Raw genomic sequence first — 21,494 nt, 5'->3', positions numbered from 1 at the left:
CCTTTTTATTGGCTGACTCCCGTTTGAACAATTTTCATGCGGCATTTCACTTTTACATCCGCATCAGGATAAATGTCTTGCCATTTTTCTGGTGTCATTGCCTTGTCTTTTGATCTATATCTAAGGCCCAGTCCAAGCGGGTCTATGTTTTGCTTTTTAAAGGACTGTACAAGATCTTCTCCTTGCTGAGTGATACGTTTTTCAACTTCTTTTTCGACTTGGTCCAATATATTCGGTTTATCAATTTTTTTGGACTTCATGAATTCTTTTAATTCGCCTTTTAGTTTGATATCAATCGTGATATGAGGCTTTTTTGTTAGGTTTTTCGTCGGTTTGATCTGGTAAGACACATGTGATTTGATATTTTCAATGACAACATGAGTCTTCGCTCGATCATGCAATTGAAACTCATAGATGCCATTTTTATGATTTTCAATCATCGCTTTAAATGTGAACGTGTCTTCTCCTGGAATATGACCCACCATTTTTTCTTGATCAAATAGAGCAACGCCCGAGACCTTGATGGCATTGCTTGTTCTTTCAATGTAAGGGAGATAAGCATCGACCCCTTTTGCCATCATCTGATTCATAAAAATATGCTGATTTGTGACTGGCTCATTGCCATTTCGCATATTTTGCGCTAACAGATCAGAGAGATATACACCTATATTTAAGTTCGTTTGATTCATTTTTGTGTATAATAATTCTTCGACTTCTCCGCCAACAATCGCAAACACTTGGCGTGAACCAATAATAGGATCACGATAAATGTAATTCATTAAATCGATCATGCCGACTTCTTTTGCTAACTTTTCACTGACTAAAATAACGAGCACCTGGCCCATAACCACCGGAAAAGGCGATTTTTCTGACACGAGAAATTGGATATTACTAATCGTGTTTGACTTTGCACTTAATATTTGATAGCTGCCTTGCTCTTCACTTTTAAAGACGGGAAAGACAAAAAAGCCCTTCATTTCGCCATCTTCCATTAAATCAAATCCTGCCGCCTGAGAGATATTTAATTCATCTAATAGCCGGGGCTGTGCACAGCTAGTTAACAAAAGACTAAACAACATGAGACCTATGAGTACATACTGTTTCATGTTCGTTTTTTCACCCACCTTTTTTTCAGAATCAGTCCAATGACCATACAGACAATCAATCCATAGATCAGAATGAATCCGCTATATTCCACCCATTGATTAAAGGTTTCAAAAGAAGTTGCACCGGCAAAAAACGAAAACATGATCAGAATGAGAATGCTGAGACCGATTAAATTGACGCGCTGGCTTGTATGAAATACTTGTTTCGCCATTCGGCTCGCAGCCCATAATGGAATCGCGATATTTGGAATAATAAGAAGCAGCCAAAGAGACACTTCAATAAATTCAAAGCGCTGAATGAAGGGAAGTTTCACAATGCTTGTTAACGTCAATGTTGGCCATTTTGTTAATTTAAGCTGAGCACTCGAATAATACGCAATGGATACGAGAAAGACAAGTAAATTTAAGCATGTCGTGAATAATGCTCCCATGTGGGCAAATTTTTGTGACGTTTGTGCTTTTTTAATAAAGGGATAATAGACAAGCAGCGTTCCAAAACCAAACATGGGTAAGGAGGCATCTTTGACACCCATTACCAGCTGCGAGAATGTATGATCAAACATTGGAAACATAAAGCGAATGTGACTATATTTCATGACGTAAAAGCAAATAAACGTCATCCAATATGTAAGTATAATGCTAAAAAACGCCCATCCTGCAATGGTTCTAAAGCCGCCGGTATGAATGTAATACACTAGCACAAGCAGTACAGCAGCAAACAAAAAACCCGGAATTTCTTTAAACAGCCACACATGGATTACATCCATATAATGGACGAGGACAGTAAGCGACAAACATGAAAAGTATAAGATGTAGAGAATATTGAATAATTGCCCAATCCATTTACCAAATACGAATTTTGTAATATGAACAAATTCATCCGAAGGAGCCTTTTTAAACATCAAGTAAATTAGAAAGATCATCACATTGACACTGATGCCAGAAATTAGAATGGCGATCCATCCGTCATTATTCATGGAACGGACAAGGTTCGTTTGAAAGTTTAAAATGCCGACACCTACTTGATTGGCATTAATGAGAAAAAACACAAAAAAAGGGGATACTTGAAATTTCTCTTTGACAGAAGAAGAGCTCATGCCTTCACTTCCTTATTCATAAAAATCATTTTTCCCCTTCCGGCCTTGCTTAGGCTTTGGCTGGTGAATGGTTTTATTTTGTCCGCGTAAATTATCAGGCCTTTTATTCAAAAAGCGAAGCTGAGGGCGAATCAAACTGCTCTTTAAATCAGCTAGACGAGGTGGATAAATGGGTTCAAGGTATGGCTGCCCAATAGAGGTTAATTTCATCAAATGGGTGATCAGAAAAGCGCCCATCAGTGAAATTCCTAAGGCTCCCCAAACCTGTGCTGCAAATAGAAAAGGGAACCTCAAAAGCCGGATGGCATTTCCCATTTTATAGATCGGGGTGACAAAGGAAGCTAGAGCAGACAATGCCACAATAATCAGCAGGATATTACTTGTTAAGCCCGCTGCCACCGCCGCCTGTCCAATGACGATCCCGCCAACAATCCCGAGTGTTTGTCCTACCTTTGTCGGAAGCCTGGATCCAGCCTCTCTTAGTAATTCAATCGAAATCTCTAAAAATAGTGCCTCAATGATCGGAGGAAATGGCACAAGATAGCGCGAGGACACAATGGTTTCTAATAAATCCTTTGGGATCAGCTCATAATGAAAGGTTAAAACGGCTACATATAAAGGTGTCGCAAAAATGGAAAATATCACAGCAAATATGCGTAACAGCCTAAAGCAAGAAGCCGCAATCCATGACATATTATAGTCTTCCATAGTGGAAAAATACTCAAGTAAAATAGTCGGGGCAAGCAAGACATGAGGCGAACCATCCACTAATATGGCAATTTTCCCTTCCGATAAACCTGAAGACACGCGGTCGGGTCTTTCTGTATTCAAAAACAACGGAAAGATCGTATTGGACACATCATAAAGCATTTGAGCAAGGTAATTCGCATCTAAAATCTGATCATAATTAACGTCCTCAATTCGCTGAAGAACCGTTTCGATGTTTTCCGGGTTGGCGATTTCTTCAATATATAACACGGCTACTTTTGTTTGAGACAGCGTACCAACCGTCTTTTCCTCAACTTTCAGGTTAGGCGTTGGCAGCCGCCGCCTGACTAAATTTAAATTGGTATCTAAAGACTCTACAAATGCTTCCTGTGCACTAATAATCCCAAATTCAATCTCAGGCGGACCTACTTGTCTGCCTTTCTTTTCTTCAATCGGCAAAAGAAGCGTTTTGCCCCAGTCTGTCTCAAGTCTAATGGCAATGCTGCCCCGGTGAAGGGCTTCTTCCACTTTTTGAAGATCGCTCGTGATGACAGCCTGCTCAATGGGAATTCGTTCTTTCAGCTCTTCAAGAGTGGGTGTCAGATGCATTTGTTTGAGGGAGGGGAGAATTTGTTCATGTAGAAGATGTCCATTAATCAATGAACGAAAAAAGGAAGTCCTATACAGAAAATCTCCATTTCGAGACAGCTCATTTGTAAAATCAGCAGAACGTGACAATGCTTCAAATACTGAATTTGGGTCCTTTTGTTGTTTGTTTTTCTTCAGCATTTGAACCAGCTCCTTCGGCGATTTGCCTCTATTATCTAACCAATTGTCTAAAGATATGCATGAAAAAAAGCGTTCAGCTTGATGGGCTGGACGCTTTTTTTCCATATAGAACGGCTTCTAATAATAAATCAGCTAAATGGACCGCGCGCATGCTCGGCGAGTGCCCTGAGCGTTTGATGCCTGCTGCCATTTGCAGCTGACAGCCTGGATTAGATGTAACGATGGCAGCCGCCTTTGTTTGGCTGGCTTCTGTCATTTTATGATCTAAAATTTGCATCGACATCTTTGGCTGCAAAATGTTGTAAATACCAGCTGAGCCGCAGCACCGGCCCGCATCCTTCATTTCTTTAAATGATACACCCTGAATGGCCTTCATCAGCACCCTTGGCGTATGCTGTACACCCATTCCGTTCCGCAAATGACAAGAATCTTGATAGGTGATGACTTGCTCTGGCAAAGCAAGCGGCATGCGGCGGTGAAATTCCAGCTCCACTAAAATGTCTGATATATCCGTGATTTTCTTTGAGAAGTCTTCACTTCGCTTTTGAAAATCCGGATCATCGCAAAGCAAATGATCGTAATCACTTAAAAAAGCGCCACAACCGCCCGCATTCATGACAATGGCATCCGCATCTATCTCTTCAAAAGCTTCAATATTCCGCTTTGCTAACTGTTTCGCTTGTTCTTTTTCACCGCTATGGCCATGGAGCGCTCCGCAGCACGTCTGAATAGGAGGGACGATGACGTCACAGCCTGCCAGCTGCAAAAGCTGGATGGTCGCTTCGTTTGTGCTGGAAAAAACGGTGTCCATTAAACAGCCAGTAAAAAAGGCGACCCGTTTTCTCGCTGGGCCGGCGGCTTTGTATTCCGTCAAACGGCTTTTCTGTTGACGCGGCACCTTTGGAAGCGCCTGTTCCATCAGGCGTAAGTGCGGTGGAAGCACCTTCAGCATGCCAGTTTTGCGGGCAGCCGTTTGCAGACCAGATGTTTGATAAAATCGAAGAAGTCCTGCCGCTTTCCGCATTCGGCTTTGTGAAGGAAAGAGACCTTTAAACACTACACGTCTTACAAGTTTGACAGGGATGGATTGTTTTTTGTGCTGCTGAATGATGTCTCTTGCATCCTCAAGTAACCTTCCATATTTGACGCCGGAAGGGCAGACCGGTTCACATGCACGGCAGCCAAGACAAAGATTCAGTGAATGCTCGACATCTTCATCTGGTTCCATGACACCGTCTCTCACCGCCTTCATTAAAGCAATTCGGCCGCGGGGAGAGTGTGTTTCTTGCTGACCAGATTCAATATAAGTAGGGCAGGAAGGAAGGCAGAAGCCGCAGCGCATGCAATTGAGCAGCTCTTTTTCGTCCATTTGCTGCTGAAATGTTTGCTGAATCTCTGTTTGTTTAGAGGAACTCATGAGAGCACCACCCGCTTTCTTGCGGCTTTTCCAAACACTTTATCAGGGTTCATGATATTTTCCGGGTCAAGCGCTTGTTTGATCGCTCTCATTGCCACAATGCCTTCTTTTTTAACCTTTAGTTCTAAGTAAGGGGCTTTCATAAGACCCACGCCATGTTCACCCGTAATGGTGCCGCCAAGTGAGACTGCTTTTTCAAAAATGGCCTGAAAGGCTTCCTCTACCCGCTTCATTTCTTCTTCATTTCTTGCATCCGTTGCACAAGTAGGGTGTAAATTCCCATCACCTGCATGACCAAACGTACAGATTTTCACATCGTACGCTCTCGCAATGTCTTCGATCGCCCGCACCATGCTGGCAATTTCAGACCGGGGGACTGTGGCATCTTCTAAAATGGTCGTCGGACTTAACCGGGCGAGAGCTGATAAAGCAGATCGTCTCGCTGTTAAAAGGGCATTGGCCTCTTCTTCAGAATGTGCGATATTCACTTCTTTTGCACCGTGCTGCTGGCACACTTTTGCGATGCGCTGCATATCACAGGTAACCGCCTCAGGATGGCCGTCTTGTTCGATTAACAGCACCGCTTGAACGTCAGTCGGCAAACCGATTTTTGCAAAGTCTTCAACGACTTCCAAAGTCGGCTGATCCATAAATTCTAATGTGGCGGGGATGATACGCTCTGCAATAATCGCCGACACTGAAGCGGCGGCTTCCTCTAAACTTTCATATAAGCAAAGCATCGTTTGTTTTGTTTCTGGAAGCGGCAAAAGCTTCAGCGTGGCTTCAGTGACAATCCCGAGCGTTCCTTCTGAACCTACGAACAAACGGGTCATATCATACCCAGCCACGTCTTTTGCAAGCTTGCCGCCTGTTTTGATGATATCACCGTTTGGCAGAACGACTTCAAGTCCAAGTACATAATCTCTCGTCACTCCATACTTTAATCCCCGGAGACCACCTGAATTTTCATTAATATTTCCGCCTAATGTAGAGATTTTCATAGAGCTTGGATCAGGTGGATAGAAGAGGCCTTTCGCCTCTACTTGGCGAATGAGTTCCTGTGTGATCAAACCAGGCTGCACCGTTGCTGTCAGGTTTTCTTCATCTATTTCTATTAATTGGTTCATTCTTGTAAACAGCATCACAAGTCCGCCTTGAGTGGGACATGTGCCTGCACAAAGGTTCGTTCCTGATCCTCTTGGCACGATCGGAATGTTATATGAGGAGCAGAGCCGGACAATTTGCTGGATTTCCTCAGCCGTATGCGGGCTTACGATGACATCTGGCATATGCTGAAAATTTGGTGTTGCATCATAAGAGTAGGCAAGCCGATCGGCTTTACTGTCCTGCATGTAAGAAGCACCGACAATCTTTTTTAATTGATTTAAAAATTCAGAATGTAACATACGCATTCAACTCCTATTGATGAGACGTATCGTTTCTTTCAGTATAAAAAAAGAATCGCCTCATGCCTATGGACGATTCTACAAAATATCGGGCTGTTCGCTTCGTTTTTTTGGATCATGATCTAATAACATGAAAGCTAAATAAAAGAGCATTGCATCTTGCATGCGCTTTGGATCAAGTGTCGTTAAATCTTGGATTCGTTTTAGCCTGTAATGCAGTGTATTGATATGGACATGCATCGCTTCTGCTGTATATTTCAATGAGCAATCTGATGTCATAAGCACCCGCAATGTTTTCACTAATTCAGGATAGGGGAGAAGAGGGGCGATTGTTCGATCAAGAAACACTTCTTTTGTTTCCTGACTCACTTCCTCCATAAAAAGTTCAAGCGTTAAATCTTCATCAAATACAATCGGTGTATCAGCATGTGCCATTTTTAATGCTCGAAAGGCTTGTTGAAAGGATTGCTTCATCAAATGAGCAGCTGCTGGTTTCCCTGCTCCAATCAAAACCCCGGGAGAGCTCCGCGCCGTAAGGGAGGCATGGATGTGAAACAGGCGCTGCTGCAAGGCTTTACGATCATCTGCTGTTGTTTGCAGCATGAGCAAAAAACGGGCATGCCCCCAGCGGACGATGATCTCCTGCATAGTGAGATGCAGCGTTTCCTTCAATTCTTTGTATTGATTCTGCTTCATAAACGATTCATCCTGACAATCGATCAGAACAACTGCGCGCTCCTTATTGATATCAAGCTGAAGCCGCGACGCTTTTTCAGTGAGATCAATCGCTGTCTCTGGCAGATGAAGCCAGTCGAATACAAACGCTTCGAGCTGACGTTCATCCGTTTCAGTTTCTTGAAAAAATTCATGTTCATGAATAAGCAGCTCGGTCATTTTTCTTAATATTTCGCCAAAAGGAGACACATGTACAGGATCTCCTGTCATTCCAATGACCCCGATGACCTCTTGCTTAAAATAAATAGGCAGATTGATGCCAGCTTTGACGCCTTTCATGTGCTGCTGGTCATCCTTTGTGAGAATTCGTTTCTGTCCTTCAAAAGATGTCAGATACGCTCCTTCATGAAATTGTCCAACGCGCGCTGGATCTGTTGCTGCAATGATGGTGCCGTTTGTTTGTGCGATGATGATTTCCTCAGTCAGCACCTTTTTAACCTCGTCTACGATTTTTTCTGCCAGTGTCATTGTGAGCAAAACGTACCCCTCCGAGATGTTTCTTTTGACACTATCATACCATCATATGCTCGGACATATCTTTCTTTTCATGAGTTATGCTAAAATAATAAACACACATGAAGGAGAAGAAAGGAGACATAGCCATGTCACTGCAAAATCGCTTACAAGACTTACTAAAAGAAGGACAGGCGCTGACCGACTTTGAATATGATGAAGCGGCGCGCCGCAATTGGACATTAGAAGGGGCGAGAATAAAAGAAGAAGCCCGTTTTGGCGATGTATATATAGAGCGTGTAGACAAGGAATCAGAGAACATGATTCAAACAGAAAACGCCTCATTTCTAAACACACCGCTTACATATGTGAAAAAACATCAAAAAGAATTCATTTATATCGAATCCAAGTGGTTTGATGTCGTGAAAGTGGATGGCTTGGCCATTGAATGGGATGAAGTGTTTCAAACGTATACCGTCCTATTCGGTTTAAAACGTCCTAAAAAAGACACGAATATTCTAAAGGACATGCTATCGCCATTAAATGGTGCTCAGCTTCAATTTAATGGACAAGATGGCTTATTTGATGTGAATTTGCAGCTTCTTGAGCTTGAGGATATCCACGAAGATACGGCTTTCATTGACGTCATCTCGGCCGTGTATCGATTTTTATTCCGTATGATCATGCAGCTTGAAATCAATGAATCAAAAAACGGCTCAAATTCCTGAGCCGTTTTTTTGTCCATCTATTCATTCGATGAAGGTGTGACAAACCGTACATCATGCTCTTTTCCATATTGAAGATAATCTTCATTTGGCTCCTGATTGGTCACGACGATATCAATCTCGTGCAAATCACAAAACGTGGTCAATGCGTAATGATCGAATTTGCTATCATCCACTAATAAAAAGGTTTTGGCACTTTTTTGAACAAGCGTCTTTTTAATATCGGTTTCAAGCGGAGACGAATTCGTGACGCCGTGATCAATGGATAAACCAGTTGATGCGATAAAGGCTTTATTGACATTGTAAGCTTTTAAGCGCTCAACACTTTGATAGCCAACGAAAGAATTCGTTTTTCTTTCAAGCATCCCGCCAGTGGAAAAGATGGTGAGATTTTCATAAGGCATCGCCTGTGTAATGAAATCCACATTATTGGTCACAATGGTCACCTGTTTCTCAGTCAAATAGGGGAGCATCTCAAGCGTTGTCGTACCAGAATCAATAAAAATCATATCCCCGTTTTCCACAAAAGCGGCAGCCGTCTGACCGATCAATTGCTTTTTACTGAGCTGACGGGTCTTTCGCTCCTGATACACCACTAACGTTGAATGGTTCACAGCCACTCCGCCATACACTTTTTTGAGCACGCCAGACTCGACCAATGCCTGTACATCTCGGCGTATCGTGTTTTTTGAGACACCAAAATGCGCCACAAGCTCATCAAGTGAGGCAGATTCCCGGTCAAACACATACTCTTTGATTTGCTGAATCCGTTTTGTTTTTATCATACTTCATATCTCCAATCAATCCGAATGTCCTTTTTCCATTATACCAATAAATTCTCTTACTGGGATTAGGCCAATTGATTCTCTTTTCTCCTTTGATATAAAAGCGTATGATAGAAAAAAGAAACTAGAAAGGACTTTCACTTCTATGAATCAATCAAACAACCCATTTTCAAAGCTTGCGAATTTTAGAGAAGTAGGGGGACTTCAAACAACAGATGGGATGGTGATCAAAAAGGGAATGATTTATCGATCCGCAGATTTATCCCGTTTGACGAAACAAGACATCGAGATATTCTCAGCACTTGGGATTCAAACCGTTTGCGACCTCCGTACAGCCTCAGAACGTAAATCACATCCAGCAAAGATCAAGGAACACGACAAAATCGTTCATATTCCGATGCAGCCTGACAGTAAGATGCCGAGTAAATGGACCATGTTTCGTATGCTGGTAACAGAAGGGAAGTCTCTCTCATTTACACCGATCATGAAAGAGTTATATCAAAGCATGCTGACAGAGCGTAAAGAAGAGATTCGGCAGCTGTTCACACTGCTTTCAGATCAAAGCCATTACCCGCTGATGCTTCACTGCACGAGTGGCAAGGACCGTACAGGTTTTTTATCTGCCCTGATTCAGTTAACAGCAGGTGTACCGCTGGCTGTCGTTTTAAGTGAATATATGCGTTCCAATGAAGGCGTGCAAATGCTCGTCAGAAGGCAGGAACGATTTGTCCGATTGATGAGTTTATACCGGGTGTCAAAAGAACAAATTCAGCCGCTTGTCGGTGTGCAGCAAGATTATCTTGAAGATGTGCTGCACGAAATGCTGGAGACATACGGGAGTGCAGAGCAGTATTTAATTGAAGCCTGCAAAGTCCCTGAAGCTCAGCTCAATGAAATGAAAAACATTCTGCTTACACCATCTGCTGGCATTCCATCACAAAAAGCGGAATAAACTTAAGGTGAGGTGATGCAAAACATGCTGAAAAAGATCAGTATGACAGTTTTAACACTGATGTTGATGTTTGTATTTTTATTGATTCCTTCTAGCAGTCTAGCTGCTCGCCCAGTGCCAAAAGGAAAGCTTGAGAGCACAAGAGAGATGCGCGCGGTATGGATTGCATCGGTTTATAACTTAGATTGGCCCTCAAAGAAGGGGCTGCCCGTAGCAGAGCAGAAACAAGAGTTCATTCGTTTGTTAGATGAGATCAAAGCGATGAATATGAATGCCGTCATTATGCAAATTAAACCAACAGCAGATGCCTTTTATCCTTCAGCATACGGGCCGTGGTCAGAATATTTGACTGGAACACAAGGGAAAGATCCTGGGTATGATCCGCTTGAGTTTATGATCAAAGAAGCTCATAAACGCGGCCTTGAATTTCACGCTTGGTTTAATCCTTACCGAATCACAATGAATCATACTGATCTCAGCCGTTTGTCTGCCGATCACCCTGCAAGAGAGCATCCTGATTGGACGATTGCATATGGTAATCAGCTTTATTACAACCCAGGCATTCCTGAGGCTCAGGACTTCATTGTAGGCGGCATAGAAGAAGTTGTGAAAAACTACGATATTGATGCGGTGCATATGGATGATTATTTTTACCCTAATAAAATAGCTGGTGTCCCGTTTCCAGATCAAGAAACGTATGAAACATATGGAAAAAAAGCATTTACACATATAGAAGATTGGCGAAGAGATAATGTGAACCAGCTGGTGAAGCAAATCAATGACACCATTAAGAAAGAAAAACCTTATGTGAAATTTGGTATTAGTCCATTCGGTGTATGGCGCAACATAAAAGATGATCCGACTGGTTCAAACACCACAGCAGGAATGACCAACTACGATGATTTGTATGCTGATACAAGAGAGTGGATTCAGCAGCACGATATTGATTATGTTACTCCGCAAATTTACTGGAGCATCGGCTTTCAAGCTGCCGATTATGATGTGCTGACGAAATGGTGGTCAAATGAGGTGAAAGGGGAGCCGGTTCACCTGTACATTGGTCAGGCGGCATATAAAATTAATCAAAACAGTGACCCTGCTTGGTCTGACCCGGAAGAATATTTTAGGCAGATTGAGCTGAACAGGCAGACACAGCTCGTGCAGGGAAGCATGCATTTCAGCCTGAAGGATCTCAATCGCAACCCTTTGAATGTAAAGGATCGATTGATAGAAGAGTCTTACCGCAAACCAGCTCTCATTCCAGAAATGCCTTGGCTTCATCAGAAAGCACCTAAAAAACCAATCATTCAATCTGTGAAAAAGACAGCGGATGGTGCGGCTTTACAAATCAAAAATGATCATTCTACCGTATCCTATTATGCAGTCTATCGATTAACAAATAAAGGAACATATGAATTACTGCAAACAGTCAGAAAAGAAAAAGGCGCCATAACAACGATCAAAGACCTCCCAGTCAATCAAAAGAAAATGGATACTTACAAGATTACGGCTCTTAATCGTCTTCATCACGAAAGCAAGCCTTCTACAAAAATAGTGAAATAATAGAAAAAAAGCATGAATGAGGATTTTTCTTCAATCATGCTTTTTTTCTATTATTTTTGTTTTAATTTTCTGAATTCAATCAAGCTTGGCATGAAGCAGCTGCTTGATTAATAAATATGATAGAAAAGAGCCAAAGGGGGAAACAAGATGGATTTTGAATTAACGAAAGAACAACAAATGATCCGCCAGATGGTCAAAGATTTCGCCAAAGCAGAAATTGCACCACTCGCTCAAACCATTGATGAACAGGCCGTATTCCCAGTCAAAACGTTTCAAAAAATGGGGGAGCTCGGCTTTATGGGCATCCCCTTTCCAGAGAAATACGGAGGCTCAGGTGGAGATACGATATCATATGCACTGGCTGTAGAAGAAATCGGCAAACAGTGCGGTAGTACAGGTCTTAGCTATGCTGCAGCCGTTTCCTTAGGCGCAAGCCCGCTTTATTATTTCGGTACAGAGGAACAAAAGATGGACCACCTTGTCCCGCTGGCATCTGGAACAGCACTCGGTTCCTTTGGATTAACAGAACCAAATGCAGGGTCAGATGCAAAAGGGACAAAAACAAAAGCGGTCAAAGACGGACAAGAATATGTCATCAGCGGGGAGAAATGCTGGATCACAAACGCCAATTTTGCCAGAACCATTATCGTCACTGCTGTCTCGGATTATGATGAAAACGGCCGCCCAATCATCTCCGCCTTCATTGTGGAGAAAGGGCAAAAAGGGCTGTCCATTACAAATCCATATGACAAAATGGGTGTGCGCGGATCAGATACAGCAGAAATCATTTTAGACAGTGTACGTGTACCCGCCCAGAATATTTTAGGAGACCCAGCGAAAGGCTTTAAGCAATTTTTATATACATTAGATGGGGGACGCATTTCAATTGCTGCATTATCAGTTGGTATCGCACAAGCTGCACTAGATGCTTCGCTCTCGCATGCAAAAGAAAGAAAGCAATTTGGGCAGACCCTTTCTTCCTTCCAAGCGATTCAGTTTAAGCTGGCAGATATGGCGATGCAAATAGAGCTCGCCAGACAAATGGTTTGGAAAGCCGCTTGGCTGAAAGATCACGGCAAGCCGTTTACAAAAGAAGCTGCCTATGCCAAACTTTTCGCTTCTGAAATGGCGACAAAAGCAAGTCTTGATGCTGTTCAAATTCACGGGGGAACAGGCTACATGAAAGAATGTGGTGTAGAACGGCTTGTGAGAGATGCGAAGCTAATGGAAATTGGAGAAGGGACCTCTGAAATTCAGCGTCTAGTCATCGCAAGACAACTGTTAGCGTAATCCGATAATGAAAACGCTTACCATCAATGGAGGAGGAAAGCCATGATGTCGATTCATCCACAAACGATCGGTTCCTTATTAAAAGGGAAAATGGAGCAGCATCCAGCACATGAAGCCATTGTGTATCCAGAACGTTCCTTACGTTTTTCATATGAAGCGTTTTATCGAGAAGTCAAGGAAACCGGGAAAGGTCTTATGGCATTAGGTGTTCAAAAAGGCGATCATATCGCCATCATGGCGCCCAATGTACCCGAATGGCTCATGCTGCAATTCGCCTGCGCGTCGATTGGAGCCGTTCTCGTCACCGTGAATACAAACTTTCAATCACAAGAACTCGCTTATTTACTCAAGCACTCTGATAGCAGCATGCTGTTTATCGTAGACGGGTTTAAAGAGACATCCTATGTCAAAATGCTTGAAGAACTCATACCGGAGCTTCAAAACGCTCATCAAGGAGAGATCACATCCTCATCTTTTCCTTATTTAAAAAGTGTCGTCTATATAGGTGAGCACACGCCAAAGGGCATGCGCAGCTGGAACAGTATTCACGCAGCTGCTAAAAGAACAGAGGATCATGAGTGGGAGAAACGAATGGATGAACTTGCACCTGATGATGTCATTAATATGCAATATACTTCAGGCACAACCGGCTATCCAAAAGGAGTCATGCTCAGCCATACAAACATTGTCTGCAATGCCAGCCAAATCGCAGATTGTATGAAGCTTACCCAAAAGGATCGAATGTGTATCCCTGTTCCTTTCTTTCATTGCTTTGGATCCGTTCTTGGCGTGCTTGCTTGTCTCACAAAAGGAGGAACGATCATTCCAATTGAATCCTTCCATCCAGAGAGAGTTCTTCAAACAGTGGAAAAAGAAAAGTGCACCGTCCTTCACGGCGTCCCGACAATGTTCATTGCAGAGCTCGACCATCCGAATTTTCACCAATACGATCTGTCCACATTACGAACGGGCATTATGGCAGGATCTCTTTGCCCATCCCATGTGATGAAAGCCGTCATTGAACAAATGGGATTGAAGGAGCTCACGATTGCCTACGGACAGACCGAAAGCTCTCCTGTCATTACCCAAACAAGAACGGATGATTCATTTGAAAGACGGGTTCAAACGGTCGGCCGGGCGCTTCCTCACATCGAAGTGAAAATCACCGTTCCAGGCACATCGGAGGAAGTACCAAGAGGAGAACAAGGCGAGCTGTGTACAAGAGGTTATCATGTGATGAAAGGCTACTATAAAAATGAAGAAGCCACAGATGAAGTGATTGATCAGGACGGCTGGCTTCATACGGGTGATTTAGCAGAGATGGATGAGGACGGCTATGTGAAAATCACAGGACGGCTGAAAGATATGATCATTAGAGGCGGGGAGAATGTTTACCCAAAAGAGATTGAGGATGTTCTTTATACTCATCCGGATATTCTTGATGCACAGGTCGTTGGTATACCTGACGAGACGTATGGAGAAGAAGCCGCCGCATTCATTCGGCTCAAGCAAGGCAGGGCGGTGACAATTGAGACACTCACCAGCTATTGTCAGTCGCAAATGGCACGCTACAAAATTCCTAAATATTTTTTCATCACTGACGAGTATCCAATGACTGCATCAGGGAAGATTCAAAAATTTCGTCTGAAAAAGCAGGCGCTTGATCTAATAAAGGAGTGAAGGCAGCAATGTTTCAAAAAGTACTGATTGCAAATCGAGGCGAAATTGCCCGGCGAATTATTCGAACGTGTAAAAGGCTCGGGATCTACACCGTCGCCGTTTATTCAGAAGCAGATCAGCATGCACTTCATGTGCAAGAAGCAGACAGCGCCTATCCGATTGGAGGCGCGAAAGTATCTGAAAGCTATTTAAACATGGAAGCAATCATTAGGGCAGCCAAACAGACAAATACAGATGCCATCCACCCAGGATATGGCCTCTTATCAGAAAATGCAGCCTTTGCGGAACGCTGCCGCAGCGAAGGAATCGCCTTTATTGGCCCATCCGCACAAGTCATTCAGCGAATGGGGAATAAAATTGAAGCAAGAAAAACGATGGCTCAAGCAGGTATCCCCATTGTACCAGGCGTTTCAGCTCCGCTGCATGATGCAGAAGAAGGGGTCAGTCAAGCGCAGTCACTCGGTTATCCGATCATGCTCAAGGCATCAAGCGGGGGCGGAGGAATTGGCATGCAGCTCGTGCAAAATGACGATGAGCTGTACAGGGCTTTTGAAGGGAATCAAAAAAGAGCGCAAAGCTTTTTCAACGATGGGACGCTGTATATGGAAAAGGTCATTGAAAACGCGCGTCACATTGAAATTCAGGTCCTTTTTGATTCCTTCGGCCATGGGGTCCACTTATTTGAGCGCGACTGTTCACTCCAGCGAAGACATCAAAAAATCATTGAAGAAGCACCAGCCGCCTGTCTCGATGAATCGGTGAGACATCAAATGGGGGAGATGGCCGTCAAAGCAGCTAAAGCGATTGGGTATGAAAATGCAGGAACGATTGAATGTTTAGTCGATCAGCATCAACAATTTTATTTCCTAGAAATGAACACGAGATTACAAGTAGAGCATCCTGTCACAGAAGAAATTACAGGCATTGACCTTGTCGAGGAGCAGCTGAAAATCGCTGCACGTGAGCCGCTTTCCTTTAATCAGGAAGATATTCATCAAATTGGTCATGCCATCGAGGTTAGAATTTATGCGGAAGATCCCGTCACCTTTTATCCATCACCAGGAACAATCACTCGGCTCTCCACACCTGAAGCTCCGTATATCCGTCATGAGTCAAGTGTGACAAATGGAAGCCTCATTACCCCTTTTTACGATCCTATGATTGCGAAAATGATCGTTTACGGTGATACGCGAAAACTTGCAATAGAACGATTAAAAGAGGCATTACAAGCATATGAAATAGAAGGGATCAAAACCAACTTACCGCTTTTAAGGGAAATGGCCGGATCTTCTGCTTTCTTACAAGGCAGCATCACAACCGATTTTCTCATGAAAAAAAGGGAGGGAAACCGTTCATGAAAACTGTCACGATTCAAATGGCCGGAAACTTATGGAAGCTTCTTGTGAAACAAGGCGATGAAGTGCAAAAAGGACAGGAGGTTGCCATCTTAGAATCAATGAAAATGGAGATTCCGATCGTTGCTGAAGAGACCGGAACCATCAGCAAAGTGCATAAGGCAGAGGGAGAGTTTGTCGATGAAGGAGAGGTTCTTCTAGAACTGACAGAATAGGAGGGAGCCAGATGGCATTACCAAAGAGTGTGCTTATCAGGGAGGTCGGCCCGCGGGACGGACTGCAAAATGAATCAGTCTGGCTGGACACAGGCGAGAAGCGAACGTGGATTGACCTGCTCGCAGCAGCCCAGCTCCCTTATATTGAAGTCACATCATTTGTTCATCCTAAATGGGTTCCAGCCTTAAAAGATGCCAAAGAACTCACCCAATCCTTTAACAAAAAAGACGACATCACCTATGCAGCACTCATTCCCAATGAAAAAGGCTTAGCTCATTTTTTTGAAGCCAATCTTGACACAGGCGCTATGTTTATCTCTTCGAGTGAAACACATAACAAGAAAAATATGAATCAATCCATCCATGAAACACTTCCTGTCATCAAACAAATGACAGCTGATTTAAAAGCAGCAGGAAAAAACACGCGCGCGTATATTTCCACTGTGTTTGGCTGCCCGTATGAAAAACAAGTGCCAATGGATCAAGTCCTCCGGTTAACGGATATTTTGCTTTCTTATGGCATTGATGAAATATCTCTCGGTGACACCATCGGTGAAGCCCATCCGCTTCAAGTAGAAAGGCGCTTAGACATTTTACTTGAACGTTTTCCTGCTGATAAAATCGCTCTTCATTTTCATGATACGAAGGGGATGGCTCTTGCCAATATTTATACGGCATTAAAAGCAGGGATTACCATATTTGACTCCTCCAGCGGCGGGCTTGGCGGATGTCCCTATGCACCTGGTTCCAGCGGAAATGTGGCGACAGAAGATGTGGTGCATATGCTTCAAAAACTAGGAATTGAGACAAATATTCACCTTCCTGCATTAATTAAAGCGGCAGAATGGATTGAAGCAAAAGTAGATCGAACCCTGCCTAGTCACTGTTTACGCGCTTTTCACTCTCAGACTACTTCATAAAGGATGAATAACATGACATCATTGGTCCATTTTTCGATACAAGATGAACAGATCGGCATCATGACCTTAAACAGGCCAGAACAAGCGAATTCCCTATCTGCTCTAATGCTGGAGGAGATCAATCAAATCATTCAAGAAATCAAACACGATGAAAGCATTCGCTGTCTGCTCATTACAGGAGCCGGTTCAAAAGTCTTTTGCGCTGGAGCAGATTTAAAAGAACGACGATTGATGACAGAAGCAGAAGCGAAAGGAGCTGTTCTTTCGATTCAGCAAACGTTTATCGAGATTGAATCCATTCCTGTACCTGTCATTGCAGTGATGAACGGACACGCACTTGGCGGAGGACTTGAGCTCGCGCTCGCTTGTGATCTCCGCATCGCACGAGCCGGAGCAAGACTCGGCCTGCCAGAAACAGGACTAGCTATCATACCAGGAGCCGGAGGGACGCAGCGGCTTCCGCGCCTCATTGGACTCGGTAAAGCAAAAGAACTTATTTTCACAGGCACATCATTACAAGCAGAAGAAGCCATTCAAATCGGGCTGATTGAGCATATCTCTTTAGCAGATTCCCTCATGAACGATGCCATCTCTCTTGCAAAACAAATCATCAAAAATGGCCCGCTTGCCTTAAAAGAAGCGAAACAAGCGATTCAATCAAGCCTTGATCACGATTTGCATACAGGTTTGACGAAGGAGTACGAAGCCTATCTACGGCTCATTGATACAGAAGATCGAACGGAAGGTCTTCAAGCTTTCCAAGAAAAACGCACGCCTCAATACAGAGGCAGGTAGCAAGAAAGGGGAATGGGTATGATCGAAGAATATGAACTGAAAAAACAACGGATTGTAAAAGGCGGGGCTGAGCGATACCATCAAAAAAACAAAGAAAAAGGAAAATTGTTCGTCCGTGACCGCCTCCAATTGTTATTAGATGAAGATTCTTTCATTGAGGATGCCATGTTTGCCGAGTGTCAAAATGAACATTTACCAGCAGATGGTGTTGTCACAGGGACGGGGCGGATGAATGGGCAGACTGTTTGCGTCATGGCAAATGATTCTACCGTCAAAGCAGGATCATGGGGCGTCAAAACGGTAGAAAAAATCATTAGAATCCAGGAAACAGCCGAAAAGCTCAACTGCCCGATGCTGTATTTAGTCGACTCTGCCGGTGCTAGAATCACCGATCAAATCGCCATGTTTCCAGGCAGAAGAGGCGCAGGCCGCATTTTTTATAACCAGGTGAAGCTGTCTGGACGTATTCCGCAAATTTGTTTACTATTTGGTCCTTCGGCAGCCGGAGGTGCTTACATTCCTGCTTTTTGTGACATCGTCGTCATGGTCGAAGGGAATGCCTCAATGTACTTAGGCTCACCGCGAATGGCCGAAATGGTGATTGGAGAGAAAGTATCACTTGAAGAAATGGGCGGGGCAAAAATGCATTGCAGCATTTCTGGATGCGGCGATATTTTAGCAAAAACAGAGGAAGAAGCCATTCAAACCGCCCGCACTTATTTAACTTACATGCCTGCCAACTATACAGAAAAACCAAAACGGGCAGCCGCAATCGCACCTAAACCATCAGAGATCACCCTCCAGGACCTTATCCCTAAAGGGCAGAATACCCCTTTTGATATGTATCAGCTCATTGATTTACTCATTGATGAAGGATCATTTTTTGAAATCAAAAAACTGTTTGCCGCAGAATTGATCACAGGCTTTGGCCGCATGAATGGTCAGCCTGTCGGTCTTATTGCCAACCAGCCGAGGGTAAAAGGCGGCGTTTTATTCCACGATTCAGCCGACAAAGCCGCCAAGTTTATTCAGCTATGTGACGCCTTTCATATTCCACTCCTTTTCCTTGCCGATATACCGGGGTTTATGATCGGAACAAAAGTGGAACAAGCAGGCATTATCAGGCACGGGGCGAAAATGATTTCCGCCATGTCGGAGGCAACAGTTCCGAAAATATCCGTCATTGTTCGTAAAGCATACGGTGCAGGTTTATATGCAATGGCAGGTCCAGCCTTTGAACCGGACTGCTGTCTCGCTCTTCCATCTGCGCAAATTGCTGTCATGGGGCCAGAAGCCGCTGTAAATGCTGTCTATGCGAATAAAATTGCCGAACTGCCTGCTGAGGAAAGAGCAGCATTTATTCAAGAGAAACGCAAGGAATACCAGGAAGATATGAATATATATGAGCTTGCCTCTGAAATGATTGTCGATGGTGTCATCCCATTTGACCATTTGCGAGATGAGCTTTGTCATAGATTACAAGCCTATACCTCTAAAGAAATGACATTTACAAGACGAAAACACCCGGTTTATCCGGTCTAAAGGGGGCGGCCTCATGATGAACCTAAAACCAGCGTGGATACCTGAGAAGCAGATGATGAAACAAACACGTCTTTACAAATGGATGCATTCACTTGGTTTTACTACTTACGATGCGTTCTATCAAGCTAGTATCGAGCGCACCGATTGGTTTTGGAGAGAAGCCGAAAAGGCGGTCGGAATCGTGTGGAAGGAGCCGTATGAAGCCGCATTAGGCCAAGATTCATTCATGTGGCCCAATTGGTATAAAGGCGGCGGGCTCAACGTGGTCGAAACGGCTGTTGACAAATGGGCAGAGAATGAAGAAACCCAGCATCAACCAGCCGTGATTTGGAGAAATGAAGCGGGCGAAGAGAGAAGATGGACGTTCCTCGAACTTCAGGAAAAGGTCAATCGTCTCGCTGCTGGTTTTTTGAAGAAGGGGATTCAAAAAGGGGATGTGGCAGTCATTTATATGCCGATGCTTCCGGAAACGGCTGCTGTCATGCTTGCCTTTGCAAAGATTGGTGTCATCTTTAGCCCAGTCTTTTCCGGCTATGGAAGCGAGCCTCTAGCCGTACGTATTCGTGCTTCCGGTGCAACCATTGTCGTCACAGGCTCGAGCGTGACGCGCCGGGGAAAGACGATCAACATGCGTGAATGTGCGGCAGAAGCAATCGACAAAACCAAGACTGTCCAAACAGTCATTGTACATGCTTCCTCTCCTACTGGATATAAAGAGGATATTCAGCTCAACGATTTGTTAAAAGAAGAACCAATGAGTGAAACGACTTATCTTTCAAATGAAGATCCTCTTATGATCTTATACACTTCTGGAACAACCGGTACACCCAAAGGAGCTGTCCATACACACGCAGGTTTTCCTGTAAAAGCAGCTTTTGATGCCGGTCTTTGTATGGACGTTGCAAAAGGAGACCGTTTGTTTTGGCTCACAGACATGGGATGGATGATGGGTCCCTTTCTCGTCTTTGGCGGCTTGATCAATGGAGCTGCAATTGTTTTATATGACGGCGCCCCCGATTATCCAGATGAACAGCACATTTGGTCATTCATCCACGATCAAAAAGTCACCCATTTTGGACTTTCACCTACTTTTGTTCGATCTGCGATGCAGCAAAACCTTTCAGAAATTAAGCTGCCGCACGTGAAAGCCATCATATCTACAGGTGAACCGTGGAATGAAGCACCATGGCAATGGCTTTTTGACACAATTGGTCAAAAGCACATTCCGATCTTAAATTACTCAGGGGGAACAGAGGTTTCTGGCGGAATTGTAGGAAGTACGCTGCTTCGCCCAATCAAACCGATCCTTTTTAATGCGGCAATCTTAGGAATGGCGGCAGATGTGTATAATGAGGCAGGAGAGAGCGTCCTGAATGAAGTAGGAGAGCTTGTTGTGAAAAAGCCGTGGGTCGGCATGACATGTGGGTTTTGGAAAGATCCGAAGCGATATGAAGACACCTATTTTAAACGATTTGATGGGGTGTGGACGCACGGTGATTGGGTGATGCAATCAGAGGATGGCGCATTCCATATCACGGGCAGATCGGATGATGTCATTAATACAGCTGGTAAACGCATTGGTCCAGCTGAAATTGAATCCATTCTTGTCGGGCATCCAGCCGTACATGAGGCTGCTGTGATTGGAGTAAAGGATGAGGTGAAGGGAGAAGCACTAGTTTGTTTCATTGTGGCAAGTTCACAGTCTTTCGAAGAAGCAGCATTCATTCAAGAGCTCAAAATACATGTTGGTTCATATGCGGGAAAAGCGCTCACACCAAAGGAAATTCATCTCATTTCAGCTTTACCGAAAACAAGAAACGGAAAAATCGTCCGTCGTTTATTAAAAGGAGCTTATGAACAGCAGCATTCACCAGATCTTTCGTCTCTAAATAATCCTGATGTGTATAACAGCATTTGCGAATACTTGAAAAGAAAACAAAATCCATAAAAAAAGACAGGAG

Annotated in this window: 18 protein-coding genes; 11 read left to right on the top strand and 7 right to left on the bottom strand. The window is 43.8% G+C overall.

The window, feature by feature from the left end:
- Positions 1-5: 5 nt before the first annotated feature.
- The 6 genes from BA81_RS17690 to BA81_RS17665 form a co-directional block, all read right to left on the bottom strand.
- Complete coding sequence (locus BA81_RS17690) at positions 6-1,106, bottom strand: Ger(x)C family spore germination protein (protein ID WP_051627374.1); 1,101 nt, start codon at positions 1,104-1,106, stop codon at positions 6-8.
- A complete protein-coding gene (locus BA81_RS17685) occupies positions 1,103-2,203 on the bottom strand; it encodes a GerAB/ArcD/ProY family transporter (RefSeq protein ID WP_034284045.1) in 1,101 nt (366 codons plus the stop codon). Before BA81_RS17685 ends, BA81_RS17690 begins: the two co-directional genes overlap by 4 nt.
- A gap of 12 nt (positions 2,204-2,215) precedes the next feature.
- A complete protein-coding gene (locus BA81_RS17680; RefSeq protein WP_034284061.1) occupies positions 2,216-3,700 on the bottom strand; it encodes a spore germination protein in 1,485 nt (494 codons plus the stop codon).
- A 73-nt stretch (positions 3,701-3,773) separates the two neighbouring features.
- The gene (locus tag BA81_RS17675; protein WP_034284043.1) at positions 3,774-5,117 is read right to left on the bottom strand and encodes a (Fe-S)-binding protein; all 1,344 of its coding nucleotides are present in this window, start codon (positions 5,115-5,117) and stop codon (positions 3,774-3,776) included.
- Complete coding sequence (gene glcD / locus BA81_RS17670) at positions 5,114-6,523, bottom strand: glycolate oxidase subunit GlcD (protein ID WP_034284040.1); 1,410 nt, start codon at positions 6,521-6,523, stop codon at positions 5,114-5,116. Before glcD ends, BA81_RS17675 begins: the two co-directional genes overlap by 4 nt.
- Before the next feature lie 78 nt (positions 6,524-6,601).
- Positions 6,602-7,735: a CdaR family transcriptional regulator gene (locus BA81_RS17665; protein ID WP_034284038.1), complete on the bottom strand. Its 1,134-nt coding sequence runs from the start codon at positions 7,733-7,735 to the stop codon at positions 6,602-6,604.
- Between the two features lie 125 nt (positions 7,736-7,860).
- Here BA81_RS17665 and BA81_RS17660 point away from each other — a divergent pair, with 125 nt between their 5' ends.
- Positions 7,861-8,439, top strand: a complete 579-nt coding sequence (locus BA81_RS17660; protein WP_034284037.1) for a hypothetical protein — start codon at positions 7,861-7,863, stop codon at positions 8,437-8,439.
- A gap of 17 nt (positions 8,440-8,456) precedes the next feature.
- Here BA81_RS17660 and BA81_RS17655 read toward each other — a convergent pair whose 3' ends face one another.
- Positions 8,457-9,221, bottom strand: a complete 765-nt coding sequence (locus BA81_RS17655) for a DeoR/GlpR family DNA-binding transcription regulator (RefSeq protein WP_034284036.1) — start codon at positions 9,219-9,221, stop codon at positions 8,457-8,459.
- 145 nt (positions 9,222-9,366) lie between these two features.
- On the opposite strand from BA81_RS17655, the gene BA81_RS17650 reads away from it, so the two are divergent.
- From BA81_RS17650 to BA81_RS17605, 10 genes are all read left to right on the top strand, one after another.
- Complete coding sequence (locus tag BA81_RS17650; protein ID WP_034284033.1) at positions 9,367-10,173, top strand: tyrosine-protein phosphatase; 807 nt, start codon at positions 9,367-9,369, stop codon at positions 10,171-10,173.
- Positions 10,174-10,197: 24 nt separating this feature from the next.
- On the top strand, positions 10,198-11,736 hold the full coding sequence (locus BA81_RS17645; RefSeq protein ID WP_034284032.1) for a glycoside hydrolase family 10-like protein: 1,539 nt from the start codon (positions 10,198-10,200) through the stop codon (positions 11,734-11,736).
- A gap of 147 nt (positions 11,737-11,883) precedes the next feature.
- Entirely contained in the window at positions 11,884-13,026 is a 1,143-nt protein-coding gene (locus BA81_RS17640; RefSeq protein WP_034284029.1) for an acyl-CoA dehydrogenase family protein, read from the top strand.
- A 42-nt stretch (positions 13,027-13,068) separates the two neighbouring features.
- Positions 13,069-14,706 carry an AMP-binding protein gene (locus BA81_RS17635; protein ID WP_034284026.1) on the top strand — a complete coding sequence of 546 codons (1,638 nt, stop codon included), beginning with the start codon at positions 13,069-13,071 and terminating at the stop codon, positions 14,704-14,706.
- An 8-nt stretch (positions 14,707-14,714) separates the two neighbouring features.
- Positions 14,715-16,064, top strand: coding sequence for an acetyl-CoA carboxylase biotin carboxylase subunit (locus tag BA81_RS17630; protein WP_034284024.1), 1,350 nt, complete (start codon positions 14,715-14,717; stop codon positions 16,062-16,064).
- A complete protein-coding gene (locus tag BA81_RS17625) occupies positions 16,061-16,276 on the top strand; it encodes an acetyl-CoA carboxylase biotin carboxyl carrier protein subunit (RefSeq protein ID WP_034284022.1) in 216 nt (71 codons plus the stop codon). The genes BA81_RS17630 and BA81_RS17625 overlap by 4 nt, the downstream gene beginning before the upstream one ends.
- Before the next feature lie 11 nt (positions 16,277-16,287).
- Positions 16,288-17,196, top strand: a complete 909-nt coding sequence (locus tag BA81_RS17620) for a hydroxymethylglutaryl-CoA lyase (RefSeq protein WP_024427768.1) — start codon at positions 16,288-16,290, stop codon at positions 17,194-17,196.
- Between the two features lie 12 nt (positions 17,197-17,208).
- The gene (locus BA81_RS17615) at positions 17,209-17,991 is read left to right on the top strand and encodes an enoyl-CoA hydratase (protein ID WP_034284021.1); all 783 of its coding nucleotides are present in this window, start codon (positions 17,209-17,211) and stop codon (positions 17,989-17,991) included.
- Between the two features lie 18 nt (positions 17,992-18,009).
- The gene (locus BA81_RS17610; protein WP_108909009.1) at positions 18,010-19,533 is read left to right on the top strand and encodes an acyl-CoA carboxylase subunit beta; all 1,524 of its coding nucleotides are present in this window, start codon (positions 18,010-18,012) and stop codon (positions 19,531-19,533) included.
- 13 nt (positions 19,534-19,546) lie between these two features.
- Complete coding sequence (locus BA81_RS17605) at positions 19,547-21,481, top strand: AMP-binding protein (protein ID WP_034284015.1); 1,935 nt, start codon at positions 19,547-19,549, stop codon at positions 21,479-21,481.
- Positions 21,482-21,494: the final 13 nt, after the last annotated feature.

The organism is Bacillus safensis FO-36b (assembly GCF_000691165.1).
GTDB lineage: Bacteria > Bacillota > Bacilli > Bacillales > Bacillaceae > Bacillus > Bacillus safensis.
This window is presented reverse-complemented; position numbering and strand designations above follow the sequence as displayed.

What these genes read in the sequence shown, in the direction of transcription:
- BA81_RS17625 (WP_034284022.1), top strand. Translation starts at nt 16,061, where the DNA reads ATGAAAACTGTCACGATTCAAATGGCCGGAAACTTATGGAAGCTTCTT.
- BA81_RS17675 (WP_034284043.1), bottom strand. Translation starts at nt 5,117, where the DNA reads ATGAGTTCCTCTAAACAAACAGAGATTCAGCAAACATTTCAGCAGCAA.
- BA81_RS17605 (WP_034284015.1), top strand. Translation starts at nt 19,547, where the DNA reads ATGATGAACCTAAAACCAGCGTGGATACCTGAGAAGCAGATGATGAAA.
- BA81_RS17655 (WP_034284036.1), bottom strand. Translation starts at nt 9,221, where the DNA reads ATGATAAAAACAAAACGGATTCAGCAAATCAAAGAGTATGTGTTTGAC.
- BA81_RS17630 (WP_034284024.1), top strand. Translation starts at nt 14,715, where the DNA reads ATGTTTCAAAAAGTACTGATTGCAAATCGAGGCGAAATTGCCCGGCGA.
- glcD (WP_034284040.1), bottom strand. Translation starts at nt 6,523, where the DNA reads ATGTTACATTCTGAATTTTTAAATCAATTAAAAAAGATTGTCGGTGCT.
- BA81_RS17660 (WP_034284037.1), top strand. Translation starts at nt 7,861, where the DNA reads ATGTCACTGCAAAATCGCTTACAAGACTTACTAAAAGAAGGACAGGCG.
- BA81_RS17680 (WP_034284061.1), bottom strand. Translation starts at nt 3,700, where the DNA reads ATGCTGAAGAAAAACAAACAACAAAAGGACCCAAATTCAGTATTTGAA.
- BA81_RS17645 (WP_034284032.1), top strand. Translation starts at nt 10,198, where the DNA reads ATGCTGAAAAAGATCAGTATGACAGTTTTAACACTGATGTTGATGTTT.
- BA81_RS17690 (WP_051627374.1), bottom strand. Translation starts at nt 1,106, where the DNA reads ATGAAACAGTATGTACTCATAGGTCTCATGTTGTTTAGTCTTTTGTTA.
- BA81_RS17685 (WP_034284045.1), bottom strand. Translation starts at nt 2,203, where the DNA reads ATGAGCTCTTCTTCTGTCAAAGAGAAATTTCAAGTATCCCCTTTTTTT.
- BA81_RS17640 (WP_034284029.1), top strand. Translation starts at nt 11,884, where the DNA reads ATGGATTTTGAATTAACGAAAGAACAACAAATGATCCGCCAGATGGTC.
- BA81_RS17620 (WP_024427768.1), top strand. Translation starts at nt 16,288, where the DNA reads ATGGCATTACCAAAGAGTGTGCTTATCAGGGAGGTCGGCCCGCGGGAC.
- BA81_RS17615 (WP_034284021.1), top strand. Translation starts at nt 17,209, where the DNA reads ATGACATCATTGGTCCATTTTTCGATACAAGATGAACAGATCGGCATC.
- BA81_RS17610 (WP_108909009.1), top strand. Translation starts at nt 18,010, where the DNA reads ATGATCGAAGAATATGAACTGAAAAAACAACGGATTGTAAAAGGCGGG.
- BA81_RS17635 (WP_034284026.1), top strand. Translation starts at nt 13,069, where the DNA reads ATGATGTCGATTCATCCACAAACGATCGGTTCCTTATTAAAAGGGAAA.
- BA81_RS17650 (WP_034284033.1), top strand. Translation starts at nt 9,367, where the DNA reads ATGAATCAATCAAACAACCCATTTTCAAAGCTTGCGAATTTTAGAGAA.